General features: G+C 56.8%; 15 protein-coding genes. 6 read left to right on the top strand and 9 right to left on the bottom strand.

Annotation, left to right across the window (positions count from 1 at the left end; all coding sequences use genetic code 11):
* Positions 1–14: 14 nt before the first annotated feature.
* Positions 15–1,130: a branched-chain amino acid ABC transporter substrate-binding protein gene (locus LQ945_RS14375; RefSeq protein WP_044554444.1), complete on the bottom strand. Its 1,116-nt coding sequence runs from the start codon at positions 1,128–1,130 to the stop codon at positions 15–17.
* A gap of 406 nt (positions 1,131–1,536) precedes the next feature.
* Here LQ945_RS14375 and panM point away from each other — a divergent pair, with 406 nt between their 5' ends.
* From panM to LQ945_RS14360, 3 genes are all read left to right on the top strand, one after another.
* A complete protein-coding gene (gene panM, locus LQ945_RS14370; RefSeq protein ID WP_262240173.1) occupies positions 1,537–1,929 on the top strand; it encodes an aspartate 1-decarboxylase autocleavage activator PanM in 393 nt (130 codons plus the stop codon).
* Positions 1,926–3,143: a DUF3142 domain-containing protein gene (locus tag LQ945_RS14365; protein ID WP_270101040.1), complete on the top strand. Its 1,218-nt coding sequence runs from the start codon at positions 1,926–1,928 to the stop codon at positions 3,141–3,143. Before panM ends, LQ945_RS14365 begins: the two co-directional genes overlap by 4 nt.
* A 70-nt stretch (positions 3,144–3,213) precedes the next feature.
* Positions 3,214–5,211 carry a hypothetical protein gene (locus LQ945_RS14360; RefSeq protein WP_269935339.1) on the top strand — a complete coding sequence of 666 codons (1,998 nt, stop codon included), beginning with the start codon at positions 3,214–3,216 and terminating at the stop codon, positions 5,209–5,211.
* A gap of 59 nt (positions 5,212–5,270) precedes the next feature.
* Here LQ945_RS14360 and rpoH read toward each other — a convergent pair whose 3' ends face one another.
* From rpoH to ftsY, 4 genes are all read right to left on the bottom strand, one after another.
* Positions 5,271–6,128, bottom strand: coding sequence for an RNA polymerase sigma factor RpoH (gene rpoH / locus LQ945_RS14355; RefSeq protein WP_020824815.1), 858 nt, complete (start codon positions 6,126–6,128; stop codon positions 5,271–5,273).
* A gap of 315 nt (positions 6,129–6,443) precedes the next feature.
* Positions 6,444–7,397: a permease-like cell division protein FtsX gene (gene ftsX / locus LQ945_RS14350; RefSeq protein ID WP_269935314.1), complete on the bottom strand. Its 954-nt coding sequence runs from the start codon at positions 7,395–7,397 to the stop codon at positions 6,444–6,446.
* The gene (ftsE, locus tag LQ945_RS14345; RefSeq protein WP_020824813.1) at positions 7,387–8,058 is read right to left on the bottom strand and encodes a cell division ATP-binding protein FtsE; all 672 of its coding nucleotides are present in this window, start codon (positions 8,056–8,058) and stop codon (positions 7,387–7,389) included. Before ftsE ends, ftsX begins: the two co-directional genes overlap by 11 nt.
* 5 nt (positions 8,059–8,063) lie before the next feature.
* Positions 8,064–9,764: a signal recognition particle-docking protein FtsY gene (gene ftsY, locus LQ945_RS14340; protein ID WP_270101039.1), complete on the bottom strand. Its 1,701-nt coding sequence runs from the start codon at positions 9,762–9,764 to the stop codon at positions 8,064–8,066.
* Positions 9,765–9,985: 221 nt separating this feature from the next.
* On the opposite strand from ftsY, the gene rsmD reads away from it, so the two are divergent.
* Entirely contained in the window at positions 9,986–10,606 is a 621-nt protein-coding gene (gene rsmD, locus LQ945_RS14335) for a 16S rRNA (guanine(966)-N(2))-methyltransferase (protein ID WP_044554439.1), read from the top strand.
* Positions 10,596–10,868: a DUF1145 family protein gene (locus LQ945_RS14330; protein WP_006317223.1), complete on the top strand. Its 273-nt coding sequence runs from the start codon at positions 10,596–10,598 to the stop codon at positions 10,866–10,868. Before rsmD ends, LQ945_RS14330 begins: the two co-directional genes overlap by 11 nt.
* Positions 10,869–10,895: 27 nt before the next feature.
* On the opposite strand, the gene LQ945_RS14325 is transcribed toward LQ945_RS14330, so the two are convergent.
* The 4 genes from LQ945_RS14325 to LQ945_RS14310 all read right to left on the bottom strand — a co-directional run bounded on the left by LQ945_RS14325 (position 10,896) and on the right by LQ945_RS14310 (position 13,632).
* Complete coding sequence (locus LQ945_RS14325; protein ID WP_270101038.1) at positions 10,896–11,252, bottom strand: DUF2500 domain-containing protein; 357 nt, start codon at positions 11,250–11,252, stop codon at positions 10,896–10,898.
* 86 nt (positions 11,253–11,338) lie between these two features.
* Entirely contained in the window at positions 11,339–12,022 is a 684-nt protein-coding gene (locus LQ945_RS14320; protein WP_270101037.1) for a helix-turn-helix transcriptional regulator, read from the bottom strand.
* Positions 12,023–12,617: 595 nt separating this feature from the next.
* Positions 12,618–13,304, bottom strand: coding sequence for a hypothetical protein (locus tag LQ945_RS14315; RefSeq protein WP_269935311.1), 687 nt, complete (start codon positions 13,302–13,304; stop codon positions 12,618–12,620).
* A 22-nt stretch (positions 13,305–13,326) separates the two neighbouring features.
* Positions 13,327–13,632 carry a hypothetical protein gene (locus LQ945_RS14310; RefSeq protein ID WP_269935310.1) on the bottom strand — a complete coding sequence of 102 codons (306 nt, stop codon included), beginning with the start codon at positions 13,630–13,632 and terminating at the stop codon, positions 13,327–13,329.
* 145 nt (positions 13,633–13,777) lie between these two features.
* On the opposite strand from LQ945_RS14310, the gene LQ945_RS14305 reads away from it, so the two are divergent.
* Positions 13,778–14,335: a tyrosine-type DNA invertase gene (locus tag LQ945_RS14305; protein WP_269935338.1), complete on the top strand. Its 558-nt coding sequence runs from the start codon at positions 13,778–13,780 to the stop codon at positions 14,333–14,335.
* Positions 14,336–14,639 lie beyond the last annotated feature (304 nt).

Raw genomic sequence — 14,639 nt, 5'->3', positions numbered from 1 at the left:
CTAATTATTATGGCTTATTTAATCGGCGTTGAAGTGCCATCGGCATGCCATTCGAACACGCCGAACTCGAAGCCTTTAAGATCGCCTTTATCATCCCAGCTCAACGGCCCCATCACGGTGTCCACCGGCTTGCCGGTTTTCAGATCCTTGACGATGTCGGCCGGTTCCTGGCTGCCGCTGCGCTCCATCCCGGCAGTCAGAGATTGCAACGCCGCGTAAGTGGTCCAGACGAACGGCCCGGTTGGATCCAACTTTTTGGCTTTGAGCGCATCCACCACCGGTTTGTTGGCAGGCACCTGATCGTAACGCTTAGGCAGGGTCACCAACATGCCTTCAGAGGCAGCACCGGCGATGTTGGACAGCGAGGAGTTGCCCACGCCTTCCGGCCCCATAAAGCGGGTGGTCAAACCGGCCTGTTTAGCCTGGCGCAGGATCTGGCCCATTTCCGGGTAGTAACCGCCAAAGTAAACGAAATCGACGTTTTCTTTCTTCAGGCGCGCCACCAGGGTGGAGAAATCTTTATCGCCGGCGGTGATACCTTCAAACATCACCACGTCGGTGCCCTGCTTTTTCAGGCTGTCGCGCACCGAGCGCGCCAGGCCTTCGCCGTACTGCTGCTTGTCGTGTACCACGGCAATGCGCTTGGGTTTGATCTCGCTGAGGATGTATTTCGCCGCCGTCGGTCCCTGATCGGAATCCAGGCCGGTGGTACGCATGATCATTTTGTAACCGCGAGTGGTCAGATCGGCGTTAGTGGCCGCCGGGGTGATCATGATTACGCCTTCATCTTCATAAATGTCGGAAGCCGGCTGCGTCGAGGATGAGCACAGGTGGCCAATCACATAGCGGATACCGTCATTGATCACCTTGTTGGCGACGGCTACCGCCTGTTTTGGATCGCAGGCGTCGTCATATTCCACGCCGACCAGCTTGTCGCCCTTGATACCGCCCTTGGCGTTGATATCGGCAATCGCCTGACGGGCGCCGGTGAATTCCATATCGCCATACTGCGCCACCGGACCGGACATCGCCCCGACGATCGCCACCTTGATGTCTTTCGCCATTGCCGAATGCCCGATAGCCATCGCGATACAACCCGCCAACAGCGCCTTACCCTTTGTTAATTTCATCCGCAAATCCCCCTCTGTCGTTGTGAACGTACCTGTTGTGTTTGCCGGCACCTGACCCTTATTTACTGCTTTTATTCATAAGTAATAATGATTTAGGTGTTTTAGTGGCAATATTTTCTAATAAGACTTTATTTTTCATGCCATTAAACAGGAATTTTCTGCTGCAAATCAACTTACACAATCAGAAACAAGCGGTGTAAACAGCATAAAATCCGGATTAAATCTGCGCTGTTTTGCATCAGGCACAGCGCGTTATGCTGGTTCTCGATCGCTTTACTACATATTTACTCGGAAAATGCGTCCTGCAAAAAACATTTTGCGCAGTAATCGTACAGAAAAACTTACACAACGCTCTGTGCAAGATCTATTACACTGTCGGCATCGATTAGCCGTTCGGAAATCCTGCATGAAACTGACTATTGAGCGATTAACCACGCTGTCCCAGCAAGACCTTATCGACCTTGGCAAAATCTGGCCGCATCAGCAGCCGGAACAGTGGGAAAGCTGGCTGGGCGGCGATAAAGCGTTGTTTGCCGCCCGCTTCAATGAACGACTGCTGGGCGCGGTGAAAATCGAGCTGGACGGTGACCGTGCCCAACTGCAGGATTTGCTGGTGCGTGAAGTGACACGCCGTCGTGGTGTCGGGCTGTATCTGGTGCAGGACGCGCAGCGCCAGCTGCCGCAGATAACGCATTGGCAGCTTTCGACTGCCGGTCTGACGCCGCGTGAGCGCGGTGAGGTGGATAACTTTATGCGTGCCTGTGGTTTCACCCAGCAAGGCGAACTCTGGCTGCGATGAAACGCAGGCTCCTCGCACTGTTGATGCTGGTGCTGGCGTTAATCGCCTGGTTTGGTGGCCGCCAGCAGGCGTTGCGGCTACAGCCGGCCTGGGATAATCAGGTTTACGTCTGGCAACGGGTTTGGACGCCGCAGCATGATGCTGCGCTGGCACAAAGCCGCGATCTGTTCCCGGTGATGCGGGTGCTGGCCCTGCAGGTACACCCGCGTGAAGGTTGGCGGGAAATGCCGGTCAATCTCCCTTTACTGAAACAAGATGGTCGCCCACTGTGGCTGGTGGCCCGCCTGGACGGGCAACTGGCGCAGTTGGATGAATCAGCAATTCGCCGACGCTTGCTTAAACAGGTTCAGCACTGGCAGGCCGCGGGGCTGCCGGTCATCGGCGTTGAAATAGATCATGACGCCGCCACCGCCCGACTGCCCGCGTATCAACATTTCCTGCAGCAGCTGCGCCAGCAGTTACCCTCCTCACTGCAGCTGGGCATTACGGCATTGCCGGCCTGGATCGGCTCAGCTGCGCTGCCCGGTGTCTTGCAACAGGCAGACAGCTCGGTGCTGCAGGTGCATGCCGTACTCTCGCCCGAGCAGGGGCTGTTTGCCACCCCGCTGGCGCTGCGTTGGATAAAACAGTACGCACAAATCACGTCAAAACCTTTCCGGGTGGCGTTGCCTGCCTATGGCATGGGCCTGGTTGGATTCGATGCGCAGGGCGCACAGGTTGAAAGCGAAACCTCTTTGAGGGTGACGGGGACAACACGCGAACTGACGGTCGCGCCACAGCAGGTGGCCGATTTTCTGCACCAGTTGAACACACGGACGACGCCGCACCTGCTGGGCCTGATCTGGTTCCGTTTGCCACTGGAGGACGATCGCCGCGCCTGGTCACTGGCTACGCTGCGGGCGGTAATAGAAAAGCAGCCGCTTGACGTCAGCTGGCAGGTAAAATTTAGCCCTCAGACACAGCAAAACGGCCTAAATGATCTGATAATTCAAAACAACGGACCGGTGGATGCGCCGCTACCGCATGAAATTGTCATCACCGCCAGCGAGTGCCTGGCGGCGGACGCGGCGGGCAACTACCGGCTGGAAAGCGAGCCTCAACGGCAACGCTTTGTGCTTATCCGCAGTGACCAGCTGCGCGCCGGGCAGTCCCGGCCGCTGGGCTGGCTGCGCTGCCAACAACTAAAGCCAGGAGGCACCCTTGTCACACCTTAATACGCGCGCCACACGGAGTCTGCGCGGTCGAACTCTTCCATTGGCTGCCCTGATCGGCTCGGCGCTGGCAATGCCGCTTAATGGCTACGCCTGCGGGCCGGATTTCCCTAACCGTTTGCTGGTCGATCGCAACGGCACGCTGCTGTATATGCCGGAAGGCAACTTTGCCTTTGAAGCCGGGCGCCTGGTCGCAGTGGATAAACAGCTGCCGCTGTGGAAAGCGCCACCGCCGGCCATGCCGCCGAAACCGATGCCGCTGTCGCCGGAAACTGTCATCATCGGCAAGATGCGCGCGGCCAAAACCGTTGAAGAGGCCGATGCGGTCAATAGCCAGGGGCTGTCTGATGCGGCCCGTCTTTACCAACTGGGTGCCGTGGCCTTCGCCGGTAAAGATCCACGCGCCGGTGAGTACTTCCAGCAGGTTCTGGCTCTGCCCGCCGCAGATCAAGGTGACTGGGGGCTAAGGGCACAGTATTCACTCGGCCGGTTGTTGATGGGCGATCACGGCACGCCGGAAAACGAAGGCGACGGCTCGAGCCTCGCGGTCGAACATCCCGCGAAGCCCCAGCTCGAAAAGGCACTGACGGCTTTCCAGCAGGTGATTGATAAAGTGAAGAACGGTACGGCCGATCCTGATCAACTGGCGCTGAGCAGCCTGGGGCAGCAGGCCCGTATTCATCTTTGGCTGGGCGATATCCCTCAGGCGGCCAGGTTGTATGCGCAACAGGCGGCACAGGGCGACCAGGAGGGTGGGCTGTCGTTGCAGTACGTCTCCAGTTACCTGGTCAATCCCGATCACTTCGAGGCTTTGAAACAGGCGATCGCCGACCCGCTGATCCAACAACTGGTCACCATTGAGCTGTTTGCCCGCAGCAGCAATCTGCAAATGGCGGACACGGACGGCACCGGCACCCGTTCTGCGCAGATCATCAGCCAGATTCTGACGCTGCTGGATGCCTCGGTAAAAAGCGGCTTCAGCGGCAGCGATCGGCTGGCGGCGCTGGCCTATCGCGCCGGGCAGTACCCGATGGCCGCCAGCCTGCTGAAACATGCCGGTGACAGCGGTTTGGCCTGGTGGCTGCGCGCCAAGATGGCGCTGCGCGACGGGGATGTTAAAGCCGCCACCGCAGACTACGCCAAAGCAGCGGCCGCGTTCCCCTCCAATGAAAGCTGGGGCGAACAGCGCAACGCGGACTTTACGCCAGAAACTATCGTGCCCGAATGCCGGGTCGCGGGGGAGCAGGCCATTCTGGCCCTGGATCGCGGCGACTATCTGCAGGCAATGGACTTCCTTTATCGCGGCAAAGAAATTTACTGGGCGGACGTCGCCGACGTGGCCGAACGCGTGCTGACCATCGATGAGCTGAAAGGCTTTGTTGATAAGCATGTACCGGCCCCGGCTACGCCGTTGAAACCGGTCAACCCCGACGAGTACAACGGCCAGTCGCTGACGCCGGACGTGCAACTACGCGAGCTGCTGGCGCGGCGGCTGATGCGCGCCGGACGCCCTCAAGAAGCAATGGCCTACTTTGATATCCCGAACTATCGTCAGGTTGCCCAACAGTACGCCGATACGCTGAAAGCGGCGCAGGACAAAACCGCTGACAAACTGGCGCGCGCCAAAGCCTACTATCAGGCAGCAACGCTGCTGCGCAGCCAGGGGCTGGTATTCACGGGTTATGAGATGACGCCAGATTATGCGATTTATGACGCGGGCTATTCTTATCTGGGGGATGCCTTTGATACGCGCGAGCTCAAGCATAAGAGCTGGATCAGCAACGCAGAGGCGGCTCGGGCCAAAGCGGCATTGCCGCCACAGGATAATCGCTTCCTGCACTACCGCTGGCAGGCGGTTGATCTGGCGCAGCAGGCCGCCGACTTACTGCCGCCAAAAAGCCAGGCCTATGCCGCCGTGCTGTGCAATGCCGCCAGTTGGGTGATCAAGCGTGACGCGAAAACCGGCCGGGCGCTGTATCAGCGCTATATCAATACCGGGACGCGTTACAACTGGGCCAACAAGTTTGGCTACGATTGCCCGGCACCAGATTTCGCGGCGGTTACGCCATAACGTCGAATTTCAGGCACAAAAAAGCCCGGCTAGCCGGGCTTTTTAACGCTTATGCGGGATTAGGCTTCGATCGCCATTTTCAATTTCTTCATGGCGTTCTTTTCTAGCTGGCGCACACGCTCAGCGGAAACACCGTACTGATCGGCCAGCTCTTGCAGCGTGGATTTATTGTCGTCATCCAACCAGCGGGCACGAATGATATGCTGGCTACGCTCGTCCAGACCTTCCAGCGCATAGGCCAGTTTGTCTGCGGCGTTGCTTTCCCAGTTATCTTCCTCGATGCCTTCGGCGAAGTCCGAGCTTTTATCCTGCAGGTACAGCACCGGCGCCATAGACTGGCCATCACGGGCTTCGTCGTCCGGCGTAGGATCGAACGTCATGTCCTGCGCCGCCATGCGGGATTCCATCTCGCGGACGTCCTTGCTGGTCACACCCAACTCGCGAGCGACCAATTCCACCTCATCCTGATTGAACCAGCCCAGACGCTGCTTGGTTTTACGCAGGTTAAAGAACAGCTTGCGCTGTGCTTTGGTGGTAGCCACTTTAACGATACGCCAGTTACGCAGTACGTACTCGTGAATTTCTGCCTTGATCCAATGCACCGCAAAGGAAACCAGACGCACACCAACCTCTGGGTTGAAGCGGCGAACAGCTTTCATCAGGCCAATATTACCTTCCTGGATCAGGTCTGCCTGCGGCAGGCCGTAACCGGAGTAATTGCGGGCAATATGAGCGACAAAGCGCAGGTGAGACAGGATGAGCTGCTTAGCGGCTTCCAGATCGCCCTGATAATGCAGCCGTTCAGCCAGCTCCCGCTCTTCCTCTGCCGTCAGCATCGGATAGGTGTTGGCGGCCCGGATATAGGCTTCCAAACTGCCCTGGGGCACTAAAGCTAAAGTTTGCATTTCTTTGGTCATTCAAACCCTCTCTTGAAAAAACAGGTCATGCAGGTGATTGTCACGGCGGGGAAAAGATTGATTTTACGGCAGTTGCTATTGCAAAAGCGGTCCACACGCCGGGCACCATAACATTTTGCTGCAGATTTTGACCGCGTTCCGCCCTATTAGTTCACAGTTTTTCGATCGCATTGTGCATGACAATACGTGACGAAAACTCAGGCCGATAGGGAATTTGTGCGCTAAGAAGAGACTGGATGAGGCTTAGATTAGTGCCGGTAGCTCTTCTCCCACAACACGCTCGGAGCAGCAGGAGAAGAGTATACCAAAAAATCTTTATTGTGGTGTAAATCGGCGTAAATGTTGCACCGTCGCCAGCCAGGCGGCGATCCAGCCGATCATCGCAGAGACAATCAGCAGCAGCAACGCCTCGTCCCAACCCAGGCCGTGCAGGGTAAAGGTGGTACCGAACACCTTGGCCACGCCGGTGACCACCGACTCCAGCCGCCATACCATCGCCCCGGACAACAGCAACGACAGCAATGCGCCAAAGAAGCCCAGCATCGCCCCGCCGTTCAGGAACGGCCGCAGGATGAAACCGTCGGTGGCACCAATCAGCTTCATCACGTTGATGGTATCGCGACGGCTGAAGATGCTCAGACGTACGCTGTTGCCGATCACCAGGAACACCGCCACCACCATCAGCACGCCGATCATCGCGGCCACTTGCCCCACCAACCCGGTCAGTGCGGCCAGACGGGCAAACCAGCTGTCGTCCATTCGCACTTCATCCACACCCTGCACCGCCGCTACGCGATCGCGCAGGGTATTGAGGGTGTCGGAACTTTGGAAGCTCATTTTCGGCGTGATGATAGCCACTGCCGGCAACGGGTTCTCTTCCAGCATGTCCAGCGCGCCGCCAAAGCCGGACCAGTTGCGGAACTCGCCCCGGGCCTCTTCACGCGACAGGTAATTCACTTTCTCTACGCCGGCTTCCGCCTTGATGGCGTCGAGCACTTTCACCGCCGCGTCGTCATCCAGGGATTTATCCAGGTACACCGTTAACTGCGGCGTGGGGTACCACTGCGTCGCCGCGGTGCTGACGTTTTTCCAAACGATATAACACACGCTTGGCAGCGTCAGGGAGATGGCGATTACCATCACCGTCAGCAGCGTAGCCAGTGGCTGGCGCAGCATATCCTTGACGGCGTTCATCCAGGCATAGCGCCATTGTTCCCGCCAGCCGCCACGCAGCGCTTTGCTCTTGGCGGTTTTTGCATTATTCGCCATGATGCGCTCCTCCAGCCATGCGGCCCTGACTCAGGCGCAGAATGCGGTAATTGCGACGAGCGATCAGCCCGGTGTCATGAGTGGCCATCAGCACGGTGACACCCACGCGGTTAAACTCTTCGAACAGGCGCAGAATGCCTTCCGACAGCGCATCGTCCAGGTTACCGGTAGGCTCATCCGCCAGCAGTACCGCCGGCTTGTTCACCACCGCACGGGCGATACCCACGCGTTGCTGCTCACCGCCGGAAAGCTGAATCGGGAAGTTTTTCGCCTTATCCAGCAGCCCGACCTTGTCCAACGCAGCGGAAACGCGGCGACGGATGTCTTCGGTGCTGGCACCGGCGATGATCAGTGGCATCGCCACGTTGTCATACACCGTGCGATCCAGCAGCAAATGGTGGTCCTGGAAAATCATGCCGATCTGACGACGCAGGAACGGCACCTCGCGGTTTTTCAACCGGCTGATGTCATGGCCGCCAAACCAAATATGGCCGGCGCTTGGCCGTTCGATACCACAAATCAGTTTCAGCAGGGTACTCTTCCCCGCGCCGGAATGGCCGGTCAGAAACGCCATCTCTGCCGGGCGCAGATGGAAATCTACCCCCTGCAGGGCCTGCCGTCCGCCCAGATAAGCTTTACTGACCTGTTCAAAGCGAATCATCCGTATTAATCCTCTCGGGCAAAAAGTGCCTCAATAAAATCGTCAGCCTTAAACGGCCGCAAATCTTCGATGCCTTCCCCAACGCCGATATAGCGAATCGGGATACCGAACTGATCGGCAATGGCGAAGATCACCCCGCCCTTGGCGGTACCGTCCAGTTTAGTCAGTGTGATACCGGTTAAGCCCACGGCTTCATTAAATAATTTCGCCTGGCTGACAGCATTCTGTCCGGTGCTGGCATCAAGAGTCAGCATAACCTCATGGGGGGCCTGGTCGTCCAGTTTTTTCATGACGCGGACGATCTTCTTCAGCTCTTCCATCAGGTGCGCTTTGTTCTGCAAACGCCCTGCCGTATCGGCCAGCAGCACGTCAATGCCACGGGCCTTGGCGGCCTGGACCGCGTCGTAAATCACCGAGGCAGAATCCGCGCCGGTATGCTGCGCCACCACCGGAATACGATTGCGCTCGCCCCACACCTGCAGTTGCTCTACCGCCGCGGCACGGAAGGTGTCCCCCGCCGCCAGCATCACCGATTTGCCTTCCGCCTGGAACTGGCGAGCCAGCTTACCGATGGTGGTGGTTTTACCCACGCCGTTCACCCCAACCATCAGAATGACATACGGGTTTTTACCGCCAACATCCAGCGGCTGATCAACTTTAGCCAGAATTTCGGACATTTCCTCCTTCAGCTTACCGTACAACGCATCGGCGTCTTTCAACTGCTTGCGGCTGGCATGCTGAGTCAGAGAGGTAATGATTTTACGCGTGGTTTCCACGCCGACGTCGGCAATCAGCAGTTGTTCTTCCAGCTCTTCAAACAGCTCGTCGTCAATTTTCTTGCCGCGGAACAGGCCGACAAAACCGGAGCCCAAATTTTGCTTGGTTTTCACCAGGCTGCGTTTCAGCCGGGCAAAGAAGCCTTCTTTGGTCGGGCGTTCCTGTTCCTGAGTGACCGCAGGGGCCAGCAGCTCAGCTTCTTTTTCTTCTTCAATGGCCGGCGCAACGATAATCGGTTCCAGCGCCACGCTGGCCGGCAATGGTTCAGGTTCAGGTTCAGGTTCAGGTTCAGGCTCTGGCTCTGGCTCTGGCTCTGGCTCTGGCTCTGGCTCTGGCTCTGGCTCTGGCTCTGGCTCTGGCTCTGGCTCTGGCTCTGGCTCTGGCTCTGGCACGATAATAGGTTCAGGCGCAATCACTTCCGGTTCGCGCACTATCACCGGTTCCGGTTCAACCCCTTCCGGCTCTGGCGCGATAATCAGCTCTGGCATAACCACTTCGGGTTCTGATATCACCGCCGCTTCAGGCTCGGGCTCAATGGCGGGTTCGGGTTCAGGCTGAACCACAGCCACCGGTTCGGCAATCTCTTCAACTGCCGGCAGTTGCTCCGCCGCCACCTGTTCGGTGAGGGTGACAATCTCTTCCGCCAGCTTTTCTGCCGGGGCAGAGTGTTCGACGACGGCCGGCACGCTTTCTGCAATATGCTCGCCGGTCAGACTGCCGTCCCACTCCCCAGGCGTCTCTACGGAGGCGGCAGGTTCAGATTCCTGCGCGGGGAGCTGGTCATCCAGCTTGGGAGCGACCGGCTCAGCCGGGACCTCCACGGCCTGATCTTCCGCCGCTTCTACCGGCGTCTCAGGTTGCTGTTGCTCTTCTTCCTTCTGGCCGAAGCCCAGCCAGGAGAAAAACCCGCGTTTCTTATCTTTTGCCATGTTATGACTCTACTCCGTACCGAAGGCTTGCTTATGCTGACAATAATTCGCCGAGTCTATCACTTTCCCTCGCCCAGCAACACGCATCCGGCACGCTTTCCACTGTGAAATCAGGCAACAAAGTTTTACCGTTTCCCCCGGCGCGTCTCACCGGTAGAATAGAGGCAACTGATCGCTAACTCATTCGGCCTCATCGCCAGAAAAACCATCAAAGCAAACCTATGACAAGAATATCGCCACGGGCATCGGCAAAAAAAGCGCCTCAGGCTGCGGCCGGGCAGATCCGCATTATCGGCGGCCAATGGCGCGGACGAAAACTGCCGGTACCCAACAGCCCCGGGCTACGTCCAACCACCGATCGCGTTCGTGAAACCCTGTTCAACTGGCTGGCGCCGGTGATCCAGGGCGCACGTTGCCTGGACTGTTTCGCCGGTAGCGGCGCACTCGGCCTGGAAGCGCTGTCGCGCTATGCCGGCAGCGTCACGCTGTTGGAGTTTGAGCGCCCGGTGGCGCAGCAACTGGAAAAAAATCTGGCCCTGCTGCAGGGCAATGGCAAGGTGGTCAATACCAACGCGCTGAGCTGGCTGGCGACTCCCGCTCAGCCGTTTGACGTGGTGTTTCTCGATCCGCCTTTTCGTAAAGGATTGCTGGCTGAAACCGTCACGCTGCTGGAGCAGCAGGGCTGGCTGGCCGATGAGGCCTGGATCTACGTAGAGGCCGAAGCCGAAAGCGCCGCCGCTGATGTCCCGGCCAACTGGCAGTTACACCGTGAAAAAGTCGCCGGTCAGGTGGCTTATCGTCTTTATATCCGTTCGCAAGAGAAAACCGAAAATGCTGATTAATCTGGGTCGCCTGCTGATGCTGTGCGTGTGGGGCTTTCTGCTCTCCAATCTGTTTCACCCCTTTCCCAAGCCGCTGAAATATTTCATCGACGTGGCGCTGTTCTTTATGGTGGTAATGCACGGGCTGCAATTGGTTCTGCTGAAGTCCACGCAACCGAAAGATCAGCCGATAAGCTACTGGCAAGAAGCCAAGATCTTCATCTTTGGCGTCTTCGAACTGCTGGCCTGGCAGAAAAAACAGCCGCCGATCAAAAGAAAATAACCCCGCATGGGCGCCGGATCCGGCGCCCTACGGCTGGGCGGTAAAGGAGACGAAGCGCGTGCCCTGCATGCTCAACGTACCCTGTGCGCCTTTTTCAATCGGATTGTACTGCCACGGCTTCAGCCGCAGCCGGAGCTCTTCACCGCCACCCTGCGGACTAAACACCACCTCATAATGCATCGGCTCATTGACCAGCGGCTCCCGCTGCGGTGCCCGGGTCTTGGCGACTGGAAACTCACGTTTGTCACTCACCGTGACCTGCAGACTGCGCACCGGTGCCCGGTCGTTATCCGCTTCAGTACGGCGCTGATTGAAATAGCGCTGCGTCGCCAGTACGGCGATCAACGCAATCACGGCGATAAAAAACAGCGGCGGCTTACTCATCTTTATTCCCATCTCCACGCGGTGAAATCAGCGTAAACATAGCATACGCTCCCCACTACACAGCTTATCACCGGCATCAGATTGAGTTACGCCGAGTAACTCCCATAGGGGTCATGGGGAATATTGATGCCCGCATAGCGCAGAATTTCCAGCAGGAGGTTTTCTCCTTGATGATGAAATAACCGCCGATCGCTACTGGCGCCCAGCTTGTGCAAGGCCTGGATCTTGTGTGAACTGATGGTTTTTTCACTGCGGCCCAAGCGCCGCGCCAGTTGCTTTTGCGGTTCGCCATGTGCCAGCGCGCTGATAACCAAAAGCTCTTTTTGCGTCAGGTGGCAGCATACGCACACTTGGGTCCGCTGATGTTCGACCAAAAAATGCTGATGCCCCAGCCGATGACGCAGCACCAACAGCGAATTCAACTCGGCAGGCCCCAGCGTTTTTTGCAGGCAAACCGGCAGTTTCAGCCGAGAAGACAGGCCCGATAAGAAAGGGCCATAACCGTCGCTCCACATCAGCCAGGTCACATGAGAGTGCCTCTTGCAAAATCCCCTGCGAAAGACAAAGTAGTCATCCAGGCTTTCACCCTGCCCATGAGTGTCTGAAAGCAACAGATCAAACGGCTGTTTGTGCACCAGACTCTGTAAATCCGACAGCCGATCGGTGACCCCACAGACTTCAAACTGAGCCGGGAGCGAGGCAAGCACCGACAAGACCCCGAGCCGAAACCAGGGATCCGGCTCCATGATCATCACTTTTAGACGTATCATTGTTTCTCCTTAAACAGGGAGCCTTGATGGCCACCGTACGATAATCCACTTCAGCCATCCCACCCTGTGGCAAAAACAGCTGGTCCAACAGTTGCCTGCCCGCCTGCTGATGCAACAACCCACAGAATTGATACAGCTCGCAACGCTGACGGCGGGTCAACGAAGAGCTGGCATCTGCTGCAGGGCCGATCCCCCATTGAGCAAGCCGGTCGTTCAGCGCGTGGAGATAACGCCCGGAGTGACGCGCGGGCGAAGTATCAAGCGCGCTCGCATCATGGCGGCACTGCGCCACTATCTGCAGCAATGCGTTCTTCCGACAGCTGCCGATAAAAGAAGCCGGCGAGCTGCCCATCCACGTGCTCGCCTCAGCCTGAGGGAAAAACAGCATGCCCCCCAACAAAGCTGCCGCCCCCCCAACGGCGAGCGTAAAGCCCTGAGGGGGTAAGCACTTGTCGGAAAATTGTTTTAAGAATCGGCTTGACCATCGCCGGCTGGCCATTAAAGACCGGTAAATTTCAGCACGCACCAAATAACCCCCCACCAAAACATGCCACAAACCAGCAGCATCGCCAGCCAGGTGTAGCGACGGATACGTTTATCCCTGGCTGACGGCCACATCCGGGAGCCTCCTTGCTGGGCATAGCCGAGATCCATGCAGCAACGCATGGAGTTGTTGATCGCAACACACGCCCAGTTTGCGCATCGCGCTGCGTTTATGGGCGCTCAGGGTCTTCGTCGTGAACCCGCCCGTCGGTGTAGTGAGATGTTCAAGTACGCCACAGACAAAATGACTGAGAACCTGCAACTCCGGCCAACTGAGCACAATATTCGCCGGCATCCGGTGCAATGGGTCGCGGTTCATAAAGGCAAGGTGGCTCAATGCCTGGCGTTTCATCAGCAAATCGTGCAACAGATGCGGCTGCAGATCGTGTGGCAAGCACAACGGCCCTTCATGGGGGGCTAACGGGCTTAAGGTGGTTAGCAACGGCGTCAGGGGTTCGCTGTACAGCAGCCAGGTCGTGTCGATGTTGAAGCGCAGGTAGTGGGAATAGAACAGAAAAAAGTCGCGCAGCCTGTCGCGGTGCCCGAAGAGGCCGGTGAGGATGACATCCGCTCCGCCTTGCGACAGCGCCTGTCGCAGAGTCAAAAGATCGTCGACCACGGTTAACGATGCGATTGCCTGACCGGCCAGTTCGAGCACCCGCAGGGTGCCTTCGCGCATCAACCCCGGCCTCATCATCACGACCACACGCAAACGCGGTGGAAGGGAGCTTGCAGACATAAATTTGTCCTCTGCAGTGGATTCAGGGTTGCTGGCTATCGGCCTGATAGCGTTGACGTACCAGCAATTGGGTAGCCGGGTGCGAACAATGCCGGTGGCGTAACCGGGCATAGCGCCGTTCGTTTTCAGCCAACAATGGCGTCTCACTGACGCAACGCCACAGCTCGGCAGCCTTGCGCAAAGCGCACAACCAATCTTCTACGCCATAAGCCATGCCGCTAAGTTGCATGATGCGCCGCTCCAAACTGGCGGCTTTTCCGGCAACGGCACGGGCGGCCTTGCGGGTGAGTATCGTGGGTGCGGACATCGCGGTTATTTCCTGCTGCATGGTGGTTTTTACTCCTCATGTCAGATCGGCTGCCGCCATTTATTCGCGAAGAAAATAGATACGTAAAAAATGGAAACAGGCTATTTTCTCTCCGGTAAGATCCTCATACGGCATCGGGCCGGAGAGGGTATATGGAGCCAAAATAATGAAAACTCGAAAACACCTCACTCTCGGTGAAATAAATGACATTCTGTTTGCCACGCACATTGGAAAACATCCGGAGCGTGACCGTTGTTTAATTCAGATGTGTTTTATCCATGGGCTGCGCGCCAGCGAAGCCTGTCAGTTAAAAATATCTGATATCGATTTGCGCGATAACGTGATTTATATCCGTCGCCTGAAGAACGGTTTTTCGACCGTGCATCCCCTGGCGCAAGATGAGCTGCCGCACTTGTTGTGCTGGCTGAATTTGCGCGGCAGGTGGCGCGATGCTGACAGCGAGTGGCTATTTCTGTCGCAAAAAGGCGGCCAACTGACGCGTAAACACGTGCATTACTTGATTAAACGTTACGGCGAGGCCGCCAATATTACGGTGTCATCGCACCCACATATGCTGCGGCATGCCTGTGGCTTTGCACTGGCGGATTCGGGCGTCGACACGCGTTTGATTCAGGATTATCTGGGTCACCGGAATATTCGACATACGGTGATATATACCGCCAGCAATCCCAATCGCTTTATTGGATTATGGCAAAAAAAGTGAGGTGAAAAATAGGTCATTTTGGACCAAAGTGTTACATATCTTAGTTTTGTACAATTTCAAGTCAATAAGAATACCCCCCGCTTTTACGCAATAATTTTATTCCCTTCAATATCAACCACCCACGAAAATAAATAAAAAAGGCCCGCAAGAGCGAACCTTTGTTAAATAAATTAACTCAATTAAACAGTGAGGCAACGTCATTTTATTTTTAGATATATGCACTGATAAATCGGCTATATTCAGCACAAAATGAAACATTGCCATACCAAAATACAAAAAAATCAGCTTAATTATCTGAATGTCA

It is taken from the genome of Serratia liquefaciens, from assembly GCF_027594825.1.
Classification (GTDB): domain Bacteria; phylum Pseudomonadota; class Gammaproteobacteria; order Enterobacterales; family Enterobacteriaceae; genus Serratia; species Serratia liquefaciens_A.
The sequence above is the reverse complement of the archived record's forward strand: the minus strand, read 5'-3'. Positions and strand labels throughout refer to the sequence as shown.